The sequence below is a fragment of the Streptomyces sp. Ag82_O1-12 genome, assembly GCF_900182715.1.
In the GTDB taxonomy this organism is placed as follows: Bacteria; Actinomycetota; Actinomycetes; order Streptomycetales; family Streptomycetaceae; genus Streptomyces; species Streptomyces massasporeus.
The window spans coordinates 2,073,359-2,096,526 of the sequence record NZ_FXUW01000001.1 but is presented as its reverse complement, the minus strand read 5'-3'; the positions used below and the strand labels follow the sequence as shown (position 1 = coordinate 2,096,526).

18 protein-coding genes and 1 tRNA gene are annotated in these 23,168 nt (G+C 69.7%); 7 read left to right on the top strand and 12 right to left on the bottom strand.

From position 1 onward, the window contains the following. Nucleotide 1 precedes the first annotated feature (1 nt). A complete protein-coding gene (locus tag QOL88_RS09690; protein WP_097216038.1) occupies nucleotides 2–1,798 on the bottom strand; it encodes a bifunctional metallophosphatase/5'-nucleotidase in 1,797 nt (598 codons plus the stop codon). Nucleotides 1,799–1,959: 161 nt separating this feature from the next. Here QOL88_RS09690 and QOL88_RS09685 point away from each other — a divergent pair, with 161 nt between their 5' ends. Both QOL88_RS09685 and pyk read left to right on the top strand, forming a co-directional pair. After that, a complete protein-coding gene (locus QOL88_RS09685; protein ID WP_097216037.1) occupies nucleotides 1,960–2,676 on the top strand; it encodes an SIMPL domain-containing protein in 717 nt (238 codons plus the stop codon). 166 nt (nucleotides 2,677–2,842) lie between these two features. Then, complete coding sequence (gene pyk, locus QOL88_RS09680) at nucleotides 2,843–4,264, top strand: pyruvate kinase (RefSeq protein ID WP_097216036.1); 1,422 nt, start codon at nucleotides 2,843–2,845, stop codon at nucleotides 4,262–4,264. Nucleotides 4,265–4,269: 5 nt separating this feature from the next. Here the strand turns inward: pyk and QOL88_RS09675 are convergent, their stop codons facing one another. Both QOL88_RS09675 and QOL88_RS09670 read right to left on the bottom strand, forming a co-directional pair. Next, nucleotides 4,270–5,025, bottom strand: a complete 756-nt coding sequence (locus tag QOL88_RS09675; RefSeq protein ID WP_097216035.1) for a helix-turn-helix domain-containing protein — start codon at nucleotides 5,023–5,025, stop codon at nucleotides 4,270–4,272. Nucleotides 5,026–5,130: 105 nt separating this feature from the next. Beyond that, nucleotides 5,131–5,204, bottom strand: a tRNA-Leu gene (locus QOL88_RS09670). A gap of 103 nt (nucleotides 5,205–5,307) precedes the next feature. Here QOL88_RS09670 and QOL88_RS09665 point away from each other — a divergent pair. Further along, nucleotides 5,308–5,964, top strand: a complete 657-nt coding sequence (locus tag QOL88_RS09665; protein ID WP_097216034.1) for an ANTAR domain-containing response regulator — start codon at nucleotides 5,308–5,310, stop codon at nucleotides 5,962–5,964. 73 nt (nucleotides 5,965–6,037) lie between these two features. On the opposite strand, the gene QOL88_RS09660 is transcribed toward QOL88_RS09665, so the two are convergent. The 8 genes from QOL88_RS09660 to QOL88_RS09625 form a co-directional block, all read right to left on the bottom strand. Continuing rightward, the gene (locus QOL88_RS09660) at nucleotides 6,038–6,754 is read right to left on the bottom strand and encodes an ABC transporter ATP-binding protein (RefSeq protein ID WP_097216033.1); all 717 of its coding nucleotides are present in this window, start codon (nucleotides 6,752–6,754) and stop codon (nucleotides 6,038–6,040) included. After that, the gene (locus tag QOL88_RS09655) at nucleotides 6,751–7,614 is read right to left on the bottom strand and encodes an ABC transporter ATP-binding protein (protein ID WP_097216032.1); all 864 of its coding nucleotides are present in this window, start codon (nucleotides 7,612–7,614) and stop codon (nucleotides 6,751–6,753) included. The genes QOL88_RS09660 and QOL88_RS09655 overlap by 4 nt, the downstream gene beginning before the upstream one ends. 5 nt (nucleotides 7,615–7,619) lie before the next feature. Beyond that, complete coding sequence (locus QOL88_RS09650) at nucleotides 7,620–9,434, bottom strand: branched-chain amino acid ABC transporter permease (protein ID WP_097216031.1); 1,815 nt, start codon at nucleotides 9,432–9,434, stop codon at nucleotides 7,620–7,622. Between the two features lie 4 nt (nucleotides 9,435–9,438). Further along, complete coding sequence (locus QOL88_RS09645; RefSeq protein WP_097216030.1) at nucleotides 9,439–10,368, bottom strand: branched-chain amino acid ABC transporter permease; 930 nt, start codon at nucleotides 10,366–10,368, stop codon at nucleotides 9,439–9,441. Nucleotides 10,369–10,506: 138 nt separating this feature from the next. Continuing rightward, complete coding sequence (locus tag QOL88_RS09640; protein WP_097216029.1) at nucleotides 10,507–11,736, bottom strand: branched-chain amino acid ABC transporter substrate-binding protein; 1,230 nt, start codon at nucleotides 11,734–11,736, stop codon at nucleotides 10,507–10,509. A 108-nt stretch (nucleotides 11,737–11,844) separates the two neighbouring features. After that, on the bottom strand, nucleotides 11,845–12,657 hold the full coding sequence (locus tag QOL88_RS09635; RefSeq protein ID WP_097216028.1) for a hypothetical protein: 813 nt from the start codon (nucleotides 12,655–12,657) through the stop codon (nucleotides 11,845–11,847). A 239-nt stretch (nucleotides 12,658–12,896) separates the two neighbouring features. After that, nucleotides 12,897–13,385, bottom strand: coding sequence for a PaaI family thioesterase (locus QOL88_RS09630; protein WP_097216027.1), 489 nt, complete (start codon nucleotides 13,383–13,385; stop codon nucleotides 12,897–12,899). 56 nt (nucleotides 13,386–13,441) lie between these two features. Next, nucleotides 13,442–15,721 (bottom strand): FdhF/YdeP family oxidoreductase, encoded by a 2,280-nt coding sequence (locus QOL88_RS09625; RefSeq protein WP_097216026.1) that lies wholly within the window; start codon nucleotides 15,719–15,721, stop codon nucleotides 13,442–13,444. A 357-nt stretch (nucleotides 15,722–16,078) separates the two neighbouring features. On the opposite strand from QOL88_RS09625, the gene polA reads away from it, so the two are divergent. Both polA and QOL88_RS38600 read left to right on the top strand, forming a co-directional pair. Then, nucleotides 16,079–18,805, top strand: a complete 2,727-nt coding sequence (polA, locus tag QOL88_RS09620) for a DNA polymerase I (RefSeq protein ID WP_097216025.1) — start codon at nucleotides 16,079–16,081, stop codon at nucleotides 18,803–18,805. Between the two features lie 504 nt (nucleotides 18,806–19,309). Further along, nucleotides 19,310–20,008 carry a hypothetical protein gene (locus QOL88_RS38600; RefSeq protein ID WP_143668846.1) on the top strand — a complete coding sequence of 233 codons (699 nt, stop codon included), beginning with the start codon at nucleotides 19,310–19,312 and terminating at the stop codon, nucleotides 20,006–20,008. Here QOL88_RS38600 and QOL88_RS09610 read toward each other — a convergent pair. Continuing rightward, entirely contained in the window at nucleotides 19,926–20,783 is an 858-nt protein-coding gene (locus tag QOL88_RS09610; protein WP_097216023.1) for a DUF4184 family protein, read from the bottom strand. The genes QOL88_RS38600 and QOL88_RS09610 overlap by 83 nt on opposite strands. A 340-nt stretch (nucleotides 20,784–21,123) precedes the next feature. Here QOL88_RS09610 and QOL88_RS09605 point away from each other — a divergent pair, with 340 nt between their 5' ends. Both QOL88_RS09605 and QOL88_RS09600 read left to right on the top strand, forming a co-directional pair. Then, on the top strand, nucleotides 21,124–22,872 hold the full coding sequence (locus tag QOL88_RS09605; RefSeq protein ID WP_097216022.1) for a lytic transglycosylase domain-containing protein: 1,749 nt from the start codon (nucleotides 21,124–21,126) through the stop codon (nucleotides 22,870–22,872). A 149-nt stretch (nucleotides 22,873–23,021) separates the two neighbouring features. After that, nucleotides 23,022–23,156: an SPW_0924 family protein gene (locus QOL88_RS09600; protein ID WP_107426737.1), complete on the top strand. Its 135-nt coding sequence runs from the start codon at nucleotides 23,022–23,024 to the stop codon at nucleotides 23,154–23,156. Nucleotides 23,157–23,168 lie beyond the last annotated feature (12 nt).

The following is a 23,168-nucleotide window of genomic DNA, read 5'->3' as shown; positions in this document are numbered from 1 at the left end:
ATCAGAACACGGGCGTGCCGTTACGGGTGAGCTTCCAGTCCACCCCCGCGAACACGGCCGGGTCGATCGACCCCTTCGCCTTCACCCAGGCGATCATGGTGTTGCGGATCTCCTCCGAGTTCGACCACAGCACCTGGGCCGCGGCGACGTGCGGGAAGTTACCGCCGCCATTGGCCCGGTAGTTGTTCACCGCGAACACGAACTTCGCGTCGTCCGCGAGCGGCTGCCCCTCGAACCGCACGTTCGTCACCCGCGACCCGGCCGGCTTCGCGATGTCGATCTCGTACGACAGACCGCTCACCACGTCGTAGTTGTAGTCCGGCGTGGCATTCGCGTTCGTCAGCTTCGCCGGATCCACCGGGGCGTCCGCAGCGGTCTGCACGTAGTAGTTCGCCGAGAACTCCAGGTACGCCTTCATCTGCGCACCCGTCATCAGACGCGCCTCCAGCGTGTTCTCGAAGACGTACAGGCCCGCCACGTCCCGGATCGTCACCTGACCCGCCGGGATCCGCGCACTGCGCGAGAAACACGCCGCCTGCGACAGCACCGGCAGCGACGCGTGCTCCGTGCCCACCAGCGCCTGCTTCACCGTGTCCGCCTGGATGTGGTTGATCAGATCGATGATCGGCACATCCTTGTACGGGGCCTCCGCCGACGTCATCTCCGCCGCGTTCGTGCCGATGACCTGGTTGACGTACGCCACGACCTTCTCGTGCTCGTCGACGAGCAGCTTCGTGATCTTCGAGTCCTCCTCCACCGTATTGGAGTTCAGGACCTTCGCGCCCACCTTCTCGACCTTCCAGCAGCCCTTCTCGAAGACCAGCTCGAAGTCGAACAGCGTCAGCCGCTGCCCCCACTTCAGCGGCTCCGACAGCACGACCTGCTTGCCGGTCTTCTTGTTCGTGACGAAATACTCGGGGATCTCCGTGTGCGCGTGCCCGACCAGGATCGCGTCGATCCCCGGCACCTGCTCCGCCACCAGAGCCGCCGCGTTCTCGATGTACGGCAGCTGGTCACCGTAGGACGACGTCCCCGACGAACCGCTGTGCGCCGACACGATGACCACGTCCGCGCCCATCGACCGCAGCTTCGGCACCCACTTCGCCGCCTGCTCCTCCAGACCCGGGAACGTCATCTTCCCCTGCACGTTCGCCTTGTCCCAGATCGCGATGCCCGGGTTGGTCAGCCCCAGCACCGCCACCTTCACGTCCCGCCCGTGCGGCGTGCGCAGCCGGTGCATGCTGTACGGCGCGAACGCCGGCCGCAGCGTCTTCGCATCCAGCGCGTTCGCACCCAGCAACGGGAAGTCGCACTGCTGCTCGAACTTCCGCAGCACCGGAATGCCGTAGTTGAACTCGTGATTGCCGAGCGCCGCGGCGTCGTAGCCCATCGCGTTCATCGCCTGCGCCATCGGGTGCACCGGGCCGCCCTTGGCCGTGATCGGGTCGACCTTGGCGTAGTAGTACGACAGCTGCGTGCCCTGGATGGTGTCGCCCGCGTCGATCAGCAGCGTGTTGCGGCGGCCCTTCTCCGCACGGACCCGGTTCACCAGCGTCGAGACCTTCGCGAGGCCCACGTCGTTGTGGTCCTTGTCGTCGAACTCCTTGTCCGTGAAGTAGTCCCAGTTGAAGACGTTGCCGTGCAGGTCCGTCGTCCCCAGCACGGTGAACGCGTACCGCTTGGCGCCCCGCTTCGCCTCCGCCGCCTGCGCACCCGGCGCCGAGACCGCACCGGCCAGCGCCACCCCCGCCCCGGTCACGGCGGACTTCTCCAGGAACTTCCGGCGGTTCAACGGCATGTCTGGCTCCCCTGCGGAATCTGTGAACGACGCGCGTAGATAACGCGCGTAGATTCTGACCCGTCCACGACCGGCCGCAACAGACCCGGCAGGTTGCGATCTGATGACTCGGCCCCGAACTCCCGGCCGCCAACCAGCCCAGACATGACAGAGTGGGGCGTATGACCGCGGCCACCGCAGACGCCTCCCCGCCCGCCGTCCCCTACGGCACACCCGAGGCCCCCCGCATCGCCGTCCGCGGCGAAGCCCGCCTCGAAGTCGACCCCGAGATCGCCCGCATCGGCATCACCGTCGCCGCCCGCGGCCGCGACCGCCGCTCCGCCCTCGACGACCTCACCCGCCGCAACGCCGGCATCCTCGACCTCGTCAAGTCCTACGGCGACGCCGTCGAACGCCTGGAGACCGGCGCCTTCTCCATCACACCCGAACTCACCAAACACGGCCGCGGCGAACGCGTCCGCACCTACCACGGCAGTGTCCGCGTCACCGCCGAACTCACCGACTTCACCGCCCTCGGCGAACTCACCACCCGCCTCGCCGACCTCGAGCTCACCCGCGTCGACGGCCCCTGGTGGGCCCTGCGCCCCGACTCACCCGCCCACCGCGAAGCCCGCAAGAAGGCCGTACACGAAGCCGTCCAACGCGCCCGCGAGTACGCCGAAGCCCTCGGCACGAGCCTCTCCGCCCTCGTCGAACTCGCCGACATCGGCGCCGAGAGCGCCCCGCCGGCCTACCCCCAGGCCCCCGGCCGCATGCGCTCCGCCGCCTTCGCCGGCGCCCCCGAGGACACCCCGGCCCCCCTCGACCTCGAACCCCAGCGCCAACGCGTCCACGCCCAGATCAACGCCCGCTTCACCATGGTGCCGCCGCAGCTGTAGGCACACCCACGGCATTCCTTCGAAAATCGGACCGAATGCCTTGAGGCGCTCATCGGAGCACCCCGCCGCACAATTCAACACCTGTCAATAACGCTTAAACCCAAAGTCCGTTGAGTGGCCACCCTCGACCAATTCACTACCAGTCGGTAACTCATAGGCTCGATTCATGCGCCGAGCAAAAATCGTCTGCACCCTGGGGCCCGCCACCGACTCGTACGACCAGATCAAACACCTGGTCGACGCCGGAATGGACGTAGCCCGCTTCAACCTCAGCCACGGCGGCCACGCCGAACACGAGGAGCGCTACCACCGGGTCCGCAAGGCCGCCGACGAGACCGGTCGCAGCGTCGGCCTCCTCGCCGACCTTCAAGGCCCCAAAATTCGACTCGGCCACTTCACCGAAGGCCCCGTACTCCTCGAACGCGGCGACACCTTCACCATGACCGTCGAAGAAGGCATCGAAGGCGACGGCCACATCTGCGGCACCACCTACGCCGGCCTCGCCACCGACGTCACGCCCGGCGAACGCATCCTCATCGACGACGGCAGAGTCTGCCTCGAAGTCACCACGGTCGACGGCCCCCGCGTCCACACCACCGTCCTCGAAGGCGGAGTGATCTCCGACCACAAAGGCCTCAACCTCCCCGGCGTCGCCGTCTCCGTCCCCGCCCTCTCCAAAAAGGACGAAGACGACCTCCGCTGGGCCCTGCGCACCGGATTCGACGTCATCGCCCTCTCCTTCGTCCGCTCCGGCCGCGACATCCAGGACGTCCACCGCATCATGGACGAAGAAGGCCGCCGCCTCCCCGTCATCGCCAAAATCGAAAAACCCCAGGCCGTCGACACCATCGACGACATCGTCGCCGCATTCGACGGCATCATGGTCGCCCGCGGAGACCTCGGCGTCGAAATGCCACTGGAACACGTCCCGATCGTCCAGAAACGCGCCATCAAACTCGCCAAACGCAACGCCAAACCGGTCATCGTCGCCACCCAGATGCTCGACTCGATGATCGACAACGCCCGGCCCACCCGGGCCGAGGCCTCCGACGTCGCCAACGCCGTCATCGACGGCACCGACGCGGTGATGCTGTCCGGCGAGACGAGCGTCGGCAAGCACCCGATCGAGACGGTCCGCACGATGGCCCGCATCGTCGAAGCGGCGGAGGAGGACATCCTGGCGAAGGGCCTCCCGCCTCTGACCGAACGCAACAAACCCCGCACCCAGGGCGGCGCGCTCGCCCGCGCGGCTGCCGAGATCGGCGACTTCCTGGGCGCTCGCTTCCTGGTCGCCTTCACCCAGTCAGGCGACACGGCCCGCCGCCTCTCCCGCTACCGCTCCCCGATCCCCCTCCTCGCCTTCACCCCCGACCAGGCCACCCGCTCGCAACTCAGCCTGACCTGGGGCGTCGAGACCTTCCTCGGCCCGTGCGTCGACTCCACGGACGCGATGGTCGACCAGGTCGACGAACTGCTGTTGCGTTACGGCCGCTGTCGGCCGGGCGACACGGTCGTCATCACGGCGGGCTCCCCACCCGGGGTGTCGGGCTCGACGAACATGGTCCGCGTCCACCACATCGCGGAGTAGCCGGGTCAGTACTTGGGCCCGACGTGGGCGTCCATGAGAGCGACGGAGGCTTTGCGGGCAACGGAGATGTTGAACGGGTTGCCGTTACGGGTGCAGTGCGTCCACTCGATGCCGAGCTTGTCCAGGGTGTCGGTGTACAGCCGCCGGATGTCGTCGGAGACGTTGGTGAAGAAGTACCGGGGATACTCGTAGCGCTTCCGCTCACCGGCGACCATCCGGGTCGTCCAGTTGGTGATCCGACAGCCGTCGGAGTGGATGAGACCGCGGATGAATTCCCAGGGGTGGGCGTCGACGATGGCCTGTTGCCAGGGTTCGAGAACAATGGGCCGCTCGTGCTTCTTGCCGGGTCCGTGTTGCGGGAAGAGGACCGGCCAGCTCCGGGAATAGCTGGTGACCGCGACACAGCCCTGCTTTTGCGCGACGTAGACGCCTACGCCAGGGCGCACCCTCCCGATGGCCCTACGGCACTCCTCGATGAGCCCGGGCCAGGCGTCCGCACAAGCAATCCTGAGGTAGTAGCCGCCACGCGGGTGGGGGCTCATGCAACCATCACCGAGGTAGAGGCCCAGGAGGTAGGCGTATGCGGACTCGTCAGATGGTGGGCCGGGGTCTGGATGTGGCATACGAAGGCGCGGCTCGATGCGGTCCTGCCAGGAACGGATGGCGGCTCGGGAGATGCCCGTTTCGCGGCTCACCGAATTCAGGCTGCGGCCCTGGGTCACCAGCGCGAGTGCTCGTTTGCGTGTGCTGACGTCGTACATGAGGCCACTGTGGGAGTGCGGTCATGGCGACACGCAGCGAAAAGCGGATGTTCACGAGAACGTGGACATCCGCTTTCTGGGTGATCCTTGGACTTGAAGGAAAAGTGCCCCGGGTGGGACTCGAACCCACACTGAATACCTTTTGAGGGTATCGTCTCTGCCGATTGGACTACCGGAGCTCCTGCGAATCGAAGGTCAACCTCGACCCACTGCCTGACCACCATACCGCAGCTAGGTACGCTCTTGGGAGCAGTACCGGCCTGCCCCTACCAAGGAGCCCACGTGAGTGCCCCCGAGTCGCCCCAGCCTGTTGACGTGCCTGATGAGGACAAGTCGCACGTGCCTCCGATGACGACGCGGGTCGTCATCGCCGAGGACGAGGCGCTGATCCGGCTCGATCTCAAAGAGATGCTGGAGGAGGAGGGGTACAGCGTCGTCGGTGAGGCCGGTGACGGTGAGCAGGCGGTGGAGCTGGCTCGTGAGCACCGGCCCGATCTGGTGATCCTGGACGTGAAGATGCCGAAGATGGACGGTATCTCCGCGGCGGAGAAGATCGCGGAGGAGAGCATCGCGCCGGTGCTGATGCTGACCGCGTTCTCGCAGCGGGATCTGGTGGAGCGGGCCCGGGACGCCGGTGCCATGGCCTATCTGGTGAAGCCGTTCAGCAAGAGCGACGTCGTGCCGGCGATCGAGATGGCCGTCTCGCGGTTCACGGAGCTGAAGGAGCTGGAGAAGGAGGTCGCCGACCTCACGCTCCGGCTGGAGACGCGCAAGCTGGTGGACCGGGCGAAGTCGATTCTGCAGACGGAGTACGGGCTGTCGGAGCCGGCGGCCTTCCGCTGGATCCAGAAGACGTCGATGGACCGTCGGATGTCGATGCAGCAGGTCGCGGAGGCCGTCATCGAGGACGCCGACGAGAAGAAGGCCAACAAGGGCTGAGTCACGGACGAGAGAGGCCCGCTCCCCTTCCGGTTCGAAGGGGAGCGGGCCTCTCGGCGTACAGGCCGGGACCTCAGTCCTCGCCCAGGTACGCCTTGCGCACGGATTCGTCGTGCAGCAGGTCCTGCCCGGTTCCGGAGAGGACGATGTTGCCGACCTCCATGACGTGGCCCTGGTCGGCGAGGGAGAGCGCGGCCTGGGCGTTCTGCTCGACGAGGAGGATCGTCGTGCCCTGGGACTTCAGCTCCGAGATCGTCGCCATGATCTTCTGCATCATGATCGGGGAGAGGCCCATGGAGGGCTCGTCGAGCATGAGGAGCTTGGGCTGGGACATGAGGGCGCGGCCCATGGCGAGCATCTGCTGTTCGCCGCCCGAGAGGGTTCCGGCGGCCTGCTTGCGGCGTTCCCCGAGGATGGGGAAGAGGTCGTAGGCGCGCTGGATGTCCTTTTCGATGCCGTCCTTGTCCTTGCGGAGGAAGGCTCCGAGCTGGAGGTTCTCGGCGATGGTGAGGCGGGGGAAGATGTGCCGGCCTTCGGGGGAGTGGGCGAGGCCGAGGGCGACGATCTTGTGGGCGGCGACGCCGTTGAGCGGCTTGCCGTCGAAGAGGATCTTCCCTGAGGTGGGCTTGAGCAGGCCCGACAGGGTGCGCAGGGTGGTGGTCTTGCCGGCGCCGTTGGTGCCGATGAGGGTGACGACCTGGCCGGCTTCGACGCTGAAGGAGATGCCCTTGACGGCTTCGATCTTGCCGTAGGAGACCCGGAGGTCCTCGACCTCGAGGAGTGCGGTCACTGGGCTTCTCCCTTGGTGCTGCTGGTGGTGCTGGTCGCGTCGGCGGCGGCTTCGGCGGCCTCGACCTCGGCGGCTTCGGCCTGGCCGGGGTCGCCTTCGAAGGGCTCGCCGAGGTAGGCGGCGACGACGCGCTCGTCGGCCTGGACGACGTCGGAGGTGCCTTCGACGAGTTTTTCGCCCTGGACGAGGACGGCGACGCGGTCGGAGAGGTTGAAGACGAAGCGCATGTCGTGCTCGATGAGGAGGACGGCGATGCCCTTGTCGCGGATGGCGAAGACGAGTTCCTCGGTGGCGCGCGTCTCCTGGGGGTTCATGCCGGCGGTGGGTTCGTCGAGGAGCAGCAGGCCGGGCTCGGAGGCCATGGCGCGGGCGATCTCGAGTTTGCGCTGTTCGCCGTAGGGGAGGTTGCGGGCGAGGTGGTCGCGCTTGTGGGCGAGGCCGATGAACTCGAGGAGTTCCATGGCGCGTTCCTCGCTGGCGCGTTCGGCCTTCTTGAAGCCGGGGCCGCGCAGGAGGGCGGACCAGAGGCCTTCCTTGGTGCGGGTGTGGCGGCCGACGAGGACGTTTTCCAGGACCGTCATGTTGGCGAACAGGCGGATGTTCTGGAAGGTGCGGGCGATGCCGGCCTGGGTGACCAGGTGGGGCTTCGGGGGGAGGACGGTGCCCTTGTAGGAGACGGTGCCCTCGGTGGGGACGTACAGGCCGGTCAGGCAGTTGAAGAAGGTGGTCTTGCCGGCGCCGTTGGGTCCGATGAGGCCGACGATTTCGCCGGCGTTGACCGTGAAGTCGACGGAGCGTACGGCGGTGAGGCCGCCGAAGCGCATCGTGACGTCGCGTGCTTCGAGTACAGGTGTGGTCATGTTTCTTACGCCCCCGCCTTGGTGACGGCCGGTTCGTCGGTCAGCGTGGTCTGTTTGGGTACGTCGAGTTGGCCGGTCTCGTGGAATTCGAGCTGGCGCCGGCGGTTGGCGATGATGCCTTCGGGGCGGAAGCGCATCAGGAGGATGAGCGCGATGCCGAAGGCGAGGAGCGACTTGTCCTGGAGGAAGACCAGCTTCTCGGGGAGCAGGTAGAGCAGGGCCGCGCCGAGGAGTGGTCCGGCCACGGTGCCCATGCCGCCGAGGACGACCGCGGCCAGGAGGAACGCGGAGTTGGGCGGGGTGGAGCCGGCGAACTGGTACGGCGTGGGGACGACGCTGTAGGTGACGTGGGCGCTGACGGTGCCGGCGAGGCCGGCGAGGGCGGCGCCGAGGGCGAAGGCGACGAGCTTGACGCGGAAGCCGTTGATGCCCATGGCGGTGGCGGCGGTCTCGTCCTCGCGGATGGCGATCCAGGAGCGGCCGATGCGGGAGTCCGCGGCACGCGTGTAGACGAGGACCACGATGGCCATGATGAGGACCATGAGCAGGTAGTAGTTGGCGAAGCGGCCGAGGGTGAATCCGCCGATGTCGTGGGCCTGGCCGAGGTTGAATCCGAAGAGGTTGAGGTCGGGGATGGCGGGGATGCCGTTCGGGCCGTTGGTGACGTCGGGTCCGGAGTCGCCGTCCATGTTGTTGACGGCGATGCGGAAGATCTCTCCGAAGCCGAGGGTGACGATGGCGAGGTAGTCGCCGCGCAGTCGCAGGGTCGGGGCGCCGATGAGGACGCCGAAGACGAGGGATGCGGCGGCGCCGGCCAGGGCGGAGGCCCAGAAGGGCAGGTGGACGCCGGAGATGGTGGAGAACTCGGAGCCGGAGACGAGGGCGGCGGTGTAGGCGCCGACGCCGAGGAAGGCGACGTATCCGAGGTCGAGGAGTCCGGCGAGGCCGACGACGATGTTGAGGCCGAGGGCGACGGTCCCGAAGATCAGGATGTTGACGCCGATGTTGGCGTAGTGGTCGTCGGTCTGGGTGAAGGGGAAGGCGATGGCCGCGGCGAAGCCCATGGCGAGGGTGAAGCTGCGGTTGGCGGCGACGAGGGCCGAGAAGCGGTCCATGAGGCCGGCGGTGTGCACTGCCCACATGGCGAAGGTGACGACGAAGAGGTAGCCGATGAAGAGTTCGCCGTACTCGGTGTCGATGCCGTAGGTGAAGACGCCGAGGCCGATGATGGTGACCACGGTGATGACGGCCCGTTGGATCCAGGGCGCGATGGCCTGGGCGGCGGGGATGTGGTCGGGCTTGGCGATGTAGGCCTTGAGGGCTTCCTTGGTGCTGTCGGTGGCGGTGCGCTCCTGGGGGAGGGCGAAGGCGCCGAGGACGGGCAGCAGGGAGGCGATGGCCGCGATCCAGCCACCGGGTTCGAGGTTGACGACGCCGCCGAGCTTGGCGCTGATGGCGATGACGGTGAACCAGGTGACGGTGAAGCCGCCGAGTGCGGTGAGGGCGAGTGGCGCGTTGTTGCGGGCGGGCAGGAGCCAGCCGAGGCCGCGGATGCCGTAGGAGGCGAGGGCGAACAGGGCGGTGAGGACGCCGGCGGTGAAGGTCAGCCACTGCAGGCCGCCGGGGTAGCCGTTGATGGTGAGCTTGCCGGGGAATTCGGCGGTCCAGGTCCAGGCGAGGAACGTGGAGGCGGTGGTGGCGATGCCGCCGGCGAGCAGCAGGGCGCGGGCGGCCGTTGCGGGCAGGGGTATGAGTCCACGCGGTGCGGGCGGCGGGGTGGGGGCGGCGTCCGGCACCGGCGTCTTGGTCGTCTCGGTCATGTGATCACGCCCTGTCCGCGACGCGCTCGCCGAGCAGGCCCTGTGGCCTGAAGAGGAGCACGAGGATGAGGAGGCAGAAGGCCCACACGTTGGCCCAGCTCTGGCCGCCGAGCTGCTGCATGCCGGGGATCTCGTCGATGTAGGCGGAGGCGAGGGTTTCGGCGATGCCGAGGACGACGCCGCCGAGCATGGCGCCGTAGATGTTGCCGATGCCGCCGAGGACGGCCGCGGTGAAGGCCTTGAGGCCCATGAGGAAGCCCATGCGGTAGTCGACGTTGCCGTATTTGAGTCCGTAGGCGACGGCGGCGACGGCGGCGAAGAACCCGCCGATGGCGAAGGCGATGACGATGATGCGGTTGGTGTCGATGCCCATCAGCTGCGCGGTGTCGGGGTCCTGCGCGGTGGCCTGCATGGCGCGGCCGGTGCGGCTGCGGCGGACGAAGATCGCGAGGGCGGCCATGCAGAGGATGGCGGCGAGGATGAGGAAGATGTCGGCGTCCTTGATGGTGACGGAGCCGATGTCGTGGGTGGCGTCGAGGCCGGGGAAGGCGCGGGCGCGGTCGGCGCCGGGGTAGAAGTTGCGCACGACCTCCTGGAGGGCCAGGGAGAGGCCGATGGCCGTGATGAGCGGTGCCAGGCGTGGTGCTCCGCGCAGGGGGCGGTAGGCGAACCGTTCCGCCCCGACGGCGATGAGGATGGCCACGAGGGCGCCGCCGATGAGCATCATCGGTACGGCGATGGCCATCGAGGTGCCGTCGGGCAGGATGTAGAAGTAGACCGTGAGGGCGCCGAAGGCCCCGGTCATGAAGATCTCGCCGTGCGCGAAGTTGATGAGCTGGACGATGCCGTACACCATCGTGTAGCCGATGGCGATCAGCCCGTACATCGAGCCGAGAAGCAGCCCGTTGGCCAGCTGCTGCGGCAGGGTGTTCACCGCATGGCCTCCATGTCGCTGGTGGTCGTGTGCACTGGATGTGTGCGTGGTCGCGTGCTGTGTGGGGGTGTGGAAACGGGCCGCGCGGTCGGGGTCCCCTTCCGCGCGGCCCGTGGTGTGGCGTTGTGGCGGGCCGGGTTACTGCAGGTCGGCGGTGCCGGTCTCCACGTCGTTCCAGGCACCCTTCTCGACCTGGTAGACCGTCAGCTGCTTGTTGGTGGTGTCGCCGTACTGGTCGAAGGAGATCTTGCCGGTGAGGCCTTCGAAGTCGGACTTCTGGACACCGTCGACGACCTTGGAGCGCAGGTCGTTGATGTCGGTGGGCACCTTGCCGCCGTTGGCGTCGGCGGCGGCCTTGACGGCCTTGATGATGGCGGTGGTGGCGTCGTAGGCGTAGGCGCCGTACGCGCCGTAGTCGCCCTTGTAACCCTTGTCCTTGTACGTCTGGATGAACGTCTTGGCCGCGGGCAGGGTGTCGGCGGGGACGCCGATGGCGGTGGCGAGGTCGCCCTCGGAGGACTTGCCGGCGGCCTCGATGTAGGTGGAGGCGAACATGCCGTCGCCGCCGAACAGCGGGATCTTGACGCCGGCGTCCTTGAGCTGCTTGGTGATCAGCGCGGACTCGTCGTACTGGCCGCCGTAGTAGAGCAGGTCGGCGCCGGAGTTCTTGATCTTCGTGACGAGGGAGCCGAAGTCCTTGTCGCCGGTGTTGACGTGGTCGGTGCCGGCGACCTTGCCGCCGAGCTTCTTGTACTGCTCGGCGAAGATCTTCGCGAGGCCGGCGCCGTAGGTCTGCTTGTCGTCGACGACGAAGGCCTTCTTCTTCTTGAGGCCGTTGTACGCGTAGCCGGCGGCGAAGCTGCCCTGCAGTTCGTCGGTGGTGGCGGTGCGGAAGTACGTCTTGTAGGGACGCTTCTTGTCCGTCTGCCAGTTCTTGCCCTGGGTCAGCTCGGGGTTGGTGTTCGCCGGGGAGATCTGGACCATGTTGGCCGAGGCGAAGACCTGCTGCATCGTCTGGGCGACGCCGGAGTTCAGCGGGCCGACGGCGCCGACGGAGGTCTTGTCGCCGACGATGCTGGTGGCGTTGGACTGGCCGGTGGCGGGCTGCGCCTTGTCGTCCAGGGCCTTGAGCTTGAACTTCACGCCCGGGACCCAGTTGTTCTTGTTGGCGTCGTCGACGGCGATCTGGGCGCCGTACTGGATGCCGAGGCCGGTGGTGGAGTTCTCACCGGAGAGCGGGGCGTCGACGCCGATGGTCAGCGTGGTGCCGCTCCCGTTGTCTCCGCCCTTGTCACCGCTGTCGTCTCGGGAACCGCAGGCGGTGAGAGTCAGAGCTCCGGTCGTGAGAACGGAGGTAAGAATCACCAAGGAACGCTGTCGCACAATCAGTCCTTTCACAGGCAGGCCCCGCCCTGGTCGGGGGGTGAGTGCCGCGCTGGTACCGAACTCCCGATGGAGCGGTGACTGGCCGTGACTCTAAGCCCGGGGTAAGGGCAGGGTCAGCGGCGCGGGCTCGCTTGTGACTTTCTTGTTATGACGGCGTGGATGCCCGGTCTCGACGGCGGGTCCTCTCGACGGGTTTGGTGGATTTTCGGCGAGGTCCGCATTCTGAGAACCCGCACTTCCGGTTGGCCATGGCTGAGATCGTGTGGTCCTCGGGCCGCACGCGGCCCGGAAGAGATCGGAAAGGTCCCGGGCGTAGGCGCGGCCGAAGATGAAACTGTGGTGTTGTATTGCGCGCGCGTTACGGAGCGTTACGTCGAGAAAAGGGTGATCGACTTCCGGCGGGAGCGCCGCGCAATCGGAAACGGTGATTTCCACGGTGATGCCGCGGGGTGTGCCCGCGGGCACGGTGAAGGCCGGGCCGGGGACGGCGCGGGCGGTGAGCCCCGGGTAGGAGGTGCCGACGACCCGGAGGGTGACGGCGGGGCCGCGTTCGACGGTGACGGTGAAGCGGAACCGCCCAGTCTTTCCAGGTGAGTTGAGGGGTTCGGCGCGACCGAGGTAGTGCCAGGCGGTGACGGTCGCGGGCCAGGGGGCGGGGGCGGGTGACGGGTCGTACGGCGGGGGGTGTCGGTCGGGCGCGAGGGCTTGGGGGAGCCCGAGGGCCGAGGCCGTGGCGACGGCGATCACGGCCGCCGCGACGACCGCCCTCCTCCGCCCGGGCGGGAGTCCGCTCCAACGACCGGAGAGCCGGTCGCCAGGACGCGACGCGCCGCTGCCGACGACGTCGTAACTGCGTTCCTCGTCCGTCGAGTCGGCCGGTTCGACGGGGCCGATGCCGCTCATGGGCGCAGCCTCATGGGGCCACGGTAGGGGAGGGGGGTGGGGTGGGGAAGGCGGCCTGCGGGAAGCCGGCGGTGCTCATGGTGCCGGCGCAGACCGAGTGGACCCGGTCGGGGGCCGCGGGGTCGCCGTCGTCGCCTCAGGCGGCCGCGAGCGCGCCGACCTCGGTGTGTTGGGGGGCGGTCGCGAGGAGAGCGCGCCCGCCCCGCCAGGGTTTCCCTGCGTCGGCCGGACCGCGGGGGTCAGTTCGCCCCGCGGATGAGGTCCTCGTCGCCCGGCTTCACGTCCCGCAGGAGGCAGGTCAGCCGGGCCGTGCAGACCCTTTTGTCGTTTTCATCCGTGATGACGATTTCGTACGTGGCGGTCGACCGCCCCCGGTGCACGGGCGTGGCCACGCCTGTGACCAGTCCGGAGCGCACGCCTCGGTGGTGGGTGCAGTTCAGGTCGACACCCACGGCGATCTTGGAGCTGCCGCCGTGCAGCATCGACCCGATCGAGCCGAGGGTCTCGGCCAGCACCGCGGAGGCCCCGCCGTGCAGCAGGCCGTAGGGCTGGGTGTTGCCCTCCACCGGCATCGTGCCGACGACCCGGTCCGCCGACGCCTCGGAGATCTGGACGCCCATCCGGTTCCCGAGGTGGCCCGCGGAGAACAGGGCCAGGAGGTCCACGCCGAGCGCGGCGTACTCGTCGATGACCTCTTGCGGGAACTTCACATGCTGCTGCTCACCCATCGGGCCCGGCTCCGTTCGTCCTCGGCACTCGGCTGCCTGTGTCACTGAGCAAACGCTCAGTCGGTCGCCGATTGTTCCAGACGCACCACGACGGACTTGCTGGCCGGGGTGTTACTGGTGTCCGCGGTGGCGTCCAGCGGCACCAGCACGTTGGTCTCCGGGTAGTACGCGGCGGCGCAGCCCCGGGCCGTCGGGTAGTGCACGACCCGGAAACCGGGCGCCCTGCGCTCCACGCCGTCCTTCCACTCGCTGACCAGGTCCACGTAGACACCGTCCGCCAGCTTCAGGGCCCGTGCGTCCTCGGGGTGGACCAGCACCACCCGGCGGCCGTTGCGGATGCCCCGGTAACGGTCGTCGAGGCCGTAGATCGTGGTGTTGTACTGGTCGTGCGAGCGCAGCGTCTGCAACAGCAGGCGGCCCTCGGGCAGCCGCGGGTACTCCACGGGCGCGGCGGTGAAGTTGGCCTTGCCGGTGGCCGTGGGGAAGCGGCGCTCGTCGCGCGGGGCGTGGGGGAGGGCGAAGCCGCCAGGACGGGCCACGCGCGCGTTGAAGTCCTCGAAGCCGGGGATCACGCGCGCGATGCGGTCCCGGATCGTCGCGTAGTCCTTCTCGAACTCCTCCCACGGCGTGCGGCTGTCCTCGCCGAGCACGCGGCGGGCGAGCCGGCTGACGATGGCCGGCTCCGACAGCAGGTGCCGGCTCGCGGGCTCCAGGCGGCCCCGGGAGGCGTGCACCATGCCCATCGAGTCCTCGACCGTCACGAACTGCTCGCCGCCGCCCTGGAGATCACGCTCGGTGCGGCCCAGTGTCGGCAGGATCAGGGCACGCGCGCCCGTGACCGCGTGCGAACGGTTCAGCTTCGTCGACACGTGCACGGTCAGCCGGGCCCGGCGCATGGCCGCCTCGGTGACGTCCGTGTCGGGGGACGCCGCCACGAAGTTGCCGCCCATGGCGAAGAAGACCTTCGCCTCGCCGTCGCGCAGGGCGCGGATGGCGCGTACGACGTCATAGCCGTGCTCGCGCGGGGGCGCGAAGCCGAACTCCCTCTCCAGGGCGTCCAGGAACGCCGGGGCGGGCCGCTCGAAGATGCCCATCGTGCGGTCGCCCTGCACGTTCGAGTGCCCGCGCACCGGGCACACGCCCGCGCCCGGACGGCCGATGTTGCCGCGCAGCAGGAGGAAGTTGACGACTTCCCTGATCGTGGGGACGGAGTGCTTGTGCTGGGTGAGGCCCATCGCCCAGCACACGATGGTGCGTTCGGAGGCCAGGACCATCCGCAGGGTCTTCTCGACCTCCTCCCGGGTCAGGCCGGTCGCCGTGAGCGTCTCGTCCCAGTCGGCGGCGCGGGCGGCCTCGGTGAACTCCTCGTAGCCGTGCGTGTGCTCCCGCACGAACGCCTCGTCGACCGCGCCGTCCGTCTCCAGGATCAGCTTGTTCAGCAGGCGGAACAGGGCCTGGTCACCGCCGATGCGGATCTGCAGGAACAGGTCCGTGAGCGCGGCGCCCTTGACCATGCCCTGCGGGGTCTGCGGGTTCTTGAAACGCTCCAGGCCCGCCTCCGGCAGCGGGTTGACGCTGATGATCTTCGCGCCGTTGCCCTTGGCCTTCTCCAGCGCGGACAGCATGCGCGGGTGGTTCGTCCCCGGGTTCTGCCCGGCGACGATGATCAGGTCGGCCTTGTGGAGGTCCTCCAGCAGGACACTGCCCTTGCCGATGCCGATCGTCTCCGACAGGGCCGACCCGGACGACTCATGGCACATGTTCGAGCAGTCCGGCAGGTTGTTCGTGCCGAGCTCGCGGGCGAACAGCTGGTAGAGGAACGCGGCCTCGTTGCTCGTGCGGCCGGAGGTGTAGAACAGGGCCTCGTCCGGGGACGCGAGCGCGGCGATCTCCTCGGCGATGATGTCGAAGGCGCGCTCCCAGGTGACCGGCTCGTAGTGCGAGCCGCCCTCGGGCAGGTACATGGGGTGGGTGAGCCGGCCCTGCTGCCCCAGCCAGTAGCCGCTGCGGCCGGCCAGGTCGGCGACCGGGTGCGCGGCGAAGAACTCGGGCGTGACCCGGCGCAGGGTGGCCTCCTCGGCCACGGCCTTCGCGCCGTTCTCGCAGAACTCCGCCTTGTGCCGGTGCTCCGGCTCGGGCCAGGCGCAGCCCGGGCAGTCGAAGCCGTCCTTCTGGTTCACGCTCAGCAGCGTCAGCGCGGTGCGCTTCACGCCCATCTGCTGCTGGGCGATCCGCAGCGTGTGCCCGATGGCCGGGAGCCCCGCGGCCGCGTGCTTCGGCCCGGCGACCTGCGGCGCGTCCTGGACCGGATCGCTCTTGGGCGGCTTCGACGCCATCGCACACTCCCCTTCGACTGCGCTGTGAGGTAGGCCTCCGCATCCTCGCACGCAGGGGTGACAGCGAGTGCAGTCGGTCCGGGAGGCGGCGATCACGGGCGTGAGCAATGTCCCGTGGGGTGCGATGGCGGGGGTGAGCAATGTCCCCCGTGGGGTGCGATGGCGGGGGTGGGCGGTGTTCCCGTGGGGTGTGACGGCGGGGGTGGGCGGTGTTCCCGTGGGGTGCGATGGCGGGGGTGGGCGGTGTTTCCGTGGGGTGTGACGGCGGGGGTGGGCGGTGTCCCCGTGGGGTGCGCCCAGGCCCGGCACTCGCGGGGGCGGGGCCGAGTGTCAGTGGGGCGTGGCAGGATCGGGGGCGTGGCAGAGACAGCATCGAAGACGACCGACCAGACCTCCGGCGGCAGCCGGCCGCGACTGATGCTCATGGACGGGCACTCGCTGGCCTACCGCGCGTTCTTCGCGCTGCCCGCGGAGAACTTCACCACCGCGACGGGCCAGCCGACGAACGCGATCTACGGCTTCGCGTCGATGCTCGCCAACACGCTGCGCGACGAGGCGCCCACGCACTTCGCGGTCGCCTTCGACGTCTCCCGCAAGACCTGGCGGTCCCAGGAGTTCACGGAGTACAAGGCCAACCGCTCCAAGACCCCGGACGAGTTCAAGGGCCAGGTCGAGCTGATCGGCGAGCTCCTGGACGCGATGGGCGCCCAGCGCTTCGCGGTGGACGGCTTCGAGGCGGATGACGTCATCGCCACGCTCGCCACCCAGGCCGAGGCCGAGGGCTTCGAGGTGCTGATCGTCACCGGCGACCGCGACTCCTTCCAGCTGGTCAGCGAGCACACGACGGTGCTGTACCCGACCAAGGGCGTCTCCGAGCTCACCCGCTTCACCCCGGAGAAGGTATTCGAGAAGTACGGGTTGACGCCCGCGCAGTACCCCGACTTCGCGGCCCTGCGCGGCGACCCCTCCGACAACCTCCCCGGCATCCCCGGCGTCGGCGAGAAGACCGCCGCGAAGTGGATCAACCAGTTCGGCTCGTTCGCCGAGCTCGTCGAGCGCGCCGAGGAGGTCAAGGGCAAGGCCGGCCAGAGCCTCCGCGACCACCTGGAGTCCGTCAAGCTCAACCGCCGGCTCACCGAGCTGGAACGCCGCGTCGAGCTCCCCAAGGGCGTCACCGAGCTGGAGCGCGCGGCCTACGACCGCAAGGCCGTCGCGATGATCCTGGACACCCTGGAGATCCGTAACCCGTCGCTGCGCGAGCGGCTCTTCGCCGTCGACCCGGGCGCCGAGGAGGCCGAGACCACCCCGGTCAGCTCCGAGGGCGTGGAGCTGGACGGCACGGTGCTCGGCACCGGCGAGCTGTCCGCCTGGCTCACCGAGCACGGCACGCAGCCCCTCGGCATCGCCACGGTCGACACCTGGGGGCTCGGCACCGGCTCGGTCGCCGAGGTCGCCCTCGCCGCGCCCGAGGGCCCCGCCGCCTGGTTCGACCCCTCCGAGCTCGACGAGGCCGACGAGCGGGCCTTCGCGGCCTGGCTCGCCGACGCCGCACGGCCCAAGGTGCTCCACAACGCCAAGGGCGCCATGCGTGTCTTCGCCGAGCACGGCTGGAGCGTCGAGGGCGTGCGCATGGACACCGCGCTCGCCGCCTACCTGGTCAAGCCGGGCCGCCGCTCCTTCGACCTGGACGCGCTGTCCCTGGAGTACCTGCACCGTGAGCTGACGCCGGCCGCCGCGGCCGACGGCCAGCTCGCCTTCGGGGCGGACGACGGCGCCGAGGCCGAGGCCCTGATGATCCAGGCCCGTGCCGTCCTCGACCTGGGCCAGGCCTTCGAGGGCCGTCTGGAGGAGGTCGGCGCCGCCGACCTGCTGCGTGACATTGAGCTGCCCACGTCCGCGCTGCTCGCCCGCATGGAGCGGCACGGCATCGCGGCGGACCGGTCCCACCTGGAGGCCATGGAGCAGATGTTCGCCGGCGCGGTCCAGCAGGCGGTCAAGGAGGCCCATGCGGCGGCCGGGCACGAGTTCAACCTGGGCTCGCCCAAGCAGCTCCAGGAGGTCCTCTTCGGCGAGCTGGCCCTGCCCAAGACCAAGCGGACCAAGACCGGCTACACCACGGACGCCGACGCCCTGGCCTGGCTCGCCGGCCAGACGGACAACGAGCTCCCGGTGATCATGCTCCGTCACCGCGAGCAGGCCAAGCTCCGCGTGACCGTCGAGGGCCTGATCAAGACGATCGCCGCGGACGGCCGCATCCACACCACGTTCAACCAGACGGTCGCCGCCACCGGCCGCCTGTCCTCGACCGACCCGAACCTGCAGAACATCCCGGTCCGCACCGACGAGGGCCGCGCCATCCGCCGCGGCTTCGTCGTCGGTGAGGGCTTCGAGTCGCTGATGACGGCCGACTACAGCCAGATCGAGCTGCGCGTGATGGCGCACCTCTCCGAGGACGAGGGCCTGATCGAGGCCTTCACCTCGGGCGAGGACCTGCACACCACGGCCGCTTCCCAGGTCTTCGCGGTCGAGCCGACCGGGGTCGACGCCGAGATGCGCCGCAAGATCAAGGCCATGTCGTACGGCCTGGCCTACGGCCTGTCCGCCTTCGGCCTCTCCCAGCAGCTGAACATCGAGGCGGCGGAGGCCCGCGCCCTGATGGACGCGTACTTCGAGCGGTTCGGCGGCGTACGGGACTATCTGCGCCGGGCGGTCGACGAGGCCCGGGCCACGGGCTACACGGCGACGCTCTTCGGACGCCGCCGCTACCTCCCCGACCTCAACAGCGACAACCGCCAGCGCCGCGAGGCCGCCGAGCGGATGGCCCTCAACGCGCCCATCCAGGGCACCGCGGCCGACATCGTCAAGATCGCCATGCTCAAGGTCGACGACGCACTGAAGGAGGCGGGCCTCGCCTCCCGCATGCTCCTCCAGGTCCACGACGAAATCGTGCTGGAGATCGCCCCCGGGGAGCGGCCCGCCGCCGAGGAACTGGTCCGCCGCGAGATGGCGAACGCCGTCCACCTCCGCGTCCCGCTGGGCGTCTCGGTGGGCGCGGGCCCGGACTGGGAGTCGGCGGCGCACTAGCCCGCCGGGCGGATCGGGTGCGGTGGCCGGGTGGGCGGGGGGTTTCCTCCCGTGGCCCGGGTCCCGCCCCGGCAGGGGGCGTGGTGCCAGGGTCCGCATGGCCGACCCGGGGGAGACCGTCGCAGCCCGGGTGCCGTCTCTGCCAGGCCGCCGGGGTGCCGCCTCGGCCGGACACTGCGGCTCGCCTGAGCCGGAGGTGCGTCGGGCTTCCCGGCTGGTCTGGGGTGCCGAGGTCTCGCCCTGGCCTCGGGCCGTCGTCCGCCCGAGCCCCGGGCGCCGGAGTCTTGCCTGAGCCGGACTCGGAGGCATGCCTCGGAGCCACGCCGAGCCTTGCCTGAGCCGGGCCTTGGAGACATGCCTCGGAGGCACGCCTCTGACCCACGCCTCGGCCGGGGCACCGGCCCGCCCCGGTCACCCGCCCCGCCCCCCGGCCCTCACTGATCCGTCACTCGCGTGGACCCCGAGAAGGCGCCTGCGCCCACGGTGCTCGCAAAGATGCGGGGCATGGGTATACGCACGCTCCTCAGCCGCGCGGCATCAGGCGTGGCATTGCCGCCGGTCCCGGCGTTCGAGGCCGCCGCGAGTACGGTTCGCGTCCCCGTCACTTTCACCTCGGCTCTGCGCCACGCGACGGCGGACCTCCGGCAGCGCTTGGCTCGCGAACGGCGCCCCACCGGTTCCGCCGACACCAGCGCGCTGACCGCCGCGACGGCTCTCCCGGGTGCGGACGACGTGAGCATCGCTTCTGCCCTCACCGGCACCGAAGCACTGGCCGCCCTCATCGGTCTCGCGGACACCGATGCCCTGTCCACCCTGACGGGTCTCGCCGACACGGAAGCTCTCGCTGCCCTCACCGGCCTCACCGGCACCGAAGCACTGGCCGTCCTCGCCGGTGTCATCGGCGCCGACAACACGCTGACCGTTGCCGACCCGACCGCCGTCACCGGCGACGTCCCCGCCGGGGCCCGGCCCCCCTGCAGCCCCGAACCCCCGGGCAAACCCTCCCGCCCCTGGGCCCGACTGGCCCGCGACTACCTGGCCCTCGTCCTCACCCTGCTCCCACGCCCCCGCCCCGCGCACACCACGATCACCGTGTACATCACGACGACCGACAGCGTCCTCAGCGAGTGGCCGGGCGGCTCGGCTCCGTCTCGGCGACAGGGGCAGGACCGGCGGGGACCGGAACCGGACGCAGCACCCTGATCCCCACGGCGTAGAGCAGCAGCGCCGGGACGAGTCCCGCGCCCGCGCCGAAGCACACCGTCGGAATGATCTCCCAGGGCTTCGCTGCCGAGCCCCAGTACGCCCACCACCGCGACGCCCGCTGCACCGCGCCCACCAGCGCGAAGCCGCCGACGACGGCAGCGGCCGCCAAGCGGTCCCGTACCGCCAGCACGGGAACACCCACCGGCTCGCACACGGGCGCCCGCCGCAGCGCCCGCGCCACGAACACGGCGATCACGACAGCGGCCACCGCCGAACCCCCGTACTGCAGGTACCAGTACAGCGGTGAGCCGGCCACCTCACGGCCCAGCACCGGAAACAACCGCATGCCCCACCGGTCGAGATGCGTGAACGCGTCCCACACCACATGGGTCAGCGCCCCGAGCGCCGCGGACGCGTACCACCGCGCCACCAGCGACGGTCGCACCCGGGTGCGGGGCGCCCCGCACCGCAGCAGGGCCGCCATCCGCCCCTGCCGGGCCCGCGGCAGCAACGCCACGAGCGGCTCACGCATCAGCAGCCACAACCCCACCAGCGCCCAGGCGATGAGCACATCGGCCGTGAAGACGCCCGGCATCGAGTGCGTGACGTCGCCGAACTCCATCGCCCCGGACAGCACACTCGCCGCGTAATAGGTCATGTCGGGCGCGAACGACCCCGCCACGAGCACTGCGGGCACCAGTGGGCCCCGGCCGGTGCCGTCGGTGCGGACGGCGGGCAGTACGGCTGCCGCATGGCTCAGCGTGAACGGCAACTCGGCTCCTCGCGACGGTCGTTGCGCCAGGCGGGGAGCCCGGCGGTCAGTCGCCCAGTATGCGGGATGCCGCCAGGCCGACGGCGTCACCAGCGGACATGACCAACTGGTGAAAAACGGTCACGAACGGGTGCCCGAGCAAAGGAAGTTGTCGTAGGGTCGCCAGAGTCGCCGCGCGGGGAGCGCGTCGAACACGCGACCGCGGTAAAGAGCAGAGCACGCAAGAGAACAGAGTTGTGACCGTCGGAGGGCAACCCCTCGGGCGGTTGGATCGTCACAACAGGGCGAACACTGCAGACGTAGACCGGACGCTCGGGCGTCCACGGGAGGGGTTCACTCTATGGCGGCGCAATTCGGCAGGAGGCTGCGCAAGGGGGCGGCGACCACCGCCGTGGCCGCGGTAGCGGTCGCGGCCCTGTCCGCCTCCCAGGCTCCGGGCGTGAACGACCACGGCAGACAGACCGCTGCCGACGCCACCCCGTCCCCCGAAGCGAGTGCCTCCGACGGCAGCGCCACCGGCAACTCGCCGTACTACACGGACCTGCCCCCGCTCAAGAGCCCGAACCCGTCCCCGTCCACGGGCCCCGCCCCCGGCGGCACGAGCATCACGGAAGCCGGCATCCCCGCGACCGTCCTCGACGCCTACAAGAAGGCCGAGACCACGCTGCGCGAGGCCAAGCCCGGCTGCAACCTGCCCTGGCAACTCCTCGCGGCCATCGGCCGGGTGGAGTCGGGACAGGCGCGCGGCGGCCGCGTTGACGCCGACGGCACCACCATCAAGAAGATCCTGGGCCCGCAGCTCGACGGAAACGGCTTCGCCCTCATCCAGGACACCGACGACGGCGCGTACGACGGCAACAGCTCGTACGACCAGGCCGTCGGACCCATGCAGTTCATCCCCTCCACCTGGGCCTGGGCCGGCCGCGACGGCAACGACGACGGCAAGAAGGACCCCAACAACATCTACGACGCCGCGCTCGCCGCCGGCCACTACCTGTGCCGCAACGACTGGGACCTGTCCCAGCAGGGCGACCTCGACCGGGCGATCCTCAGCTACAACAACTCGCGGGACTACCTGAACCTCGTCATGAGGTGGCTGGAGTACTACCGCAAGGGCACGCACGAGGTCCCGGACGGCACCGGCACGCTCCCCGACAACCGCAGCGACGACGGCGCGGGCGCCGGCCCGACCCCCACCGTCCCGGGCGCGACGCCCCCGGCCGGCTCGACGCCCAGGCCCGGCCCCAAGCCCGGGAAGCCCGACACGCCCCAGAAGCCCGGCGGTGGCGGCACGACGACGCCGAAGCCGCCCACCACCCCGTCCACGCCGCCCACCACGCCTCCCACCACGCCCCCCACCCCCACCGACACGGTGGACCACCTGGAGGACGCCGGAACCGCGAAGCTCACCGCCATGGCAGGCGACGCGTTCGGCCGGCGGATCAGCACCCGCGCCGAGACGGAGGCCGGCAAGGCCGTCGCCAAGGTCAGGGTCCGCTTCACGATCGTCGGCGACACGGACACCACCTTCACCGGCGGCGAGGACGTGGCCACGGTCGCCACCAACAGCTCCGGCGTGGCCGTGGCGCCCGCCCTGCAGGCGGGGGAGAAGACCGGGACCGTCACCGTCCGCGCCACCGTGGTGGGCCGTGCCGTCCCTGGCCTCGACTACAAGGCCACCGTCACCGAGCGCGCCGCCGACGCCCTCGCCCGCACCGGTGACGCCGCGCTGACCTGCGCCCCGGGCGGCACGTTCGCGAACCAGGTAGAGCTGAAGGCCACCTACAAGGGGGCCGTCGCCGACGGTGTCGCGGCCACCGCCACGCTGATCAAGTCGGCGGACGACCCGACCGTCACCGACAAGGGCCCCTACTTCAAGGACGCCGACGGCAAGACCGTCCGCACCCTCACGGGCCTCAAGACGGATGCCAAGGGCCTGCTGAAGCTGCCCAAGCTGTACGCGGACGACACGACCGGCACCTTCCTGCTCCGCGTCACCACGGCAGGAGGCGCGACACTCACCGTCGAACTGACCGTCGCGGCGGCCGAGACCTCCTCGCCGAGCCCGTCGGCCAGCCCGAGCGCGTAGCTCTCAGGTACGACAGACGACGCCCCTCTTATAAGGAGGGGCGTCGTTGTGTGTGCAACGTGTTCTCATCTCCGCCGCGCGTTGCTACGGTGCCGAACAACCTGACGGTGCATCAGTTCTGGCCGTCACGACCCGTGGGGAGGCTCCGTATGCGCGCCCTCATCGCCGCCGCCACCGGTCTCGCCCTCGCGTTCGCCGTGGTCCTGACGCTGACCGCCCTCGGCTCCCCCTCGGGCGGGACATCTCCGAAGCCGCTGCTGACGACCGTGCCCGCACACCCCTGACCGCCCCACCGG

Bases quoted from the DNA above. Each gene is read 5' to 3' on its own strand.
- QOL88_RS09690 (WP_097216038.1), bottom strand. From the start codon at position 1,798: ATGCCGTTGAACCGCCGGAAGTTCCTGGAGAAGTCCGCCGTGACCGGG.
- QOL88_RS09685 (WP_097216037.1), top strand. From the start codon at position 1,960: ATGACCGCGGCCACCGCAGACGCCTCCCCGCCCGCCGTCCCCTACGGC.
- pyk (WP_097216036.1), top strand. From the start codon at position 2,843: ATGCGCCGAGCAAAAATCGTCTGCACCCTGGGGCCCGCCACCGACTCG.
- QOL88_RS09675 (WP_097216035.1), bottom strand. From the start codon at position 5,025: ATGTACGACGTCAGCACACGCAAACGAGCACTCGCGCTGGTGACCCAG.
- QOL88_RS09655 (WP_097216032.1), bottom strand. From the start codon at position 7,614: ATGACCACACCTGTACTCGAAGCACGCGACGTCACGATGCGCTTCGGC.
- QOL88_RS09650 (WP_097216031.1), bottom strand. From the start codon at position 9,434: ATGACCGAGACGACCAAGACGCCGGTGCCGGACGCCGCCCCCACCCCG.
- QOL88_RS09635 (WP_097216028.1), bottom strand. From the start codon at position 12,657: ATGAGCGGCATCGGCCCCGTCGAACCGGCCGACTCGACGGACGAGGAA.
- QOL88_RS09630 (WP_097216027.1), bottom strand. From the start codon at position 13,385: ATGGGTGAGCAGCAGCATGTGAAGTTCCCGCAAGAGGTCATCGACGAG.
- QOL88_RS09625 (WP_097216026.1), bottom strand. From the start codon at position 15,721: ATGGCGTCGAAGCCGCCCAAGAGCGATCCGGTCCAGGACGCGCCGCAG.
- QOL88_RS38600 (WP_143668846.1), top strand. From the start codon at position 19,310: ATGGGTATACGCACGCTCCTCAGCCGCGCGGCATCAGGCGTGGCATTG.
- QOL88_RS09605 (WP_097216022.1), top strand. From the start codon at position 21,124: ATGGCGGCGCAATTCGGCAGGAGGCTGCGCAAGGGGGCGGCGACCACC.
- QOL88_RS09600 (WP_107426737.1), top strand. From the start codon at position 23,022: ATGCGCGCCCTCATCGCCGCCGCCACCGGTCTCGCCCTCGCGTTCGCC.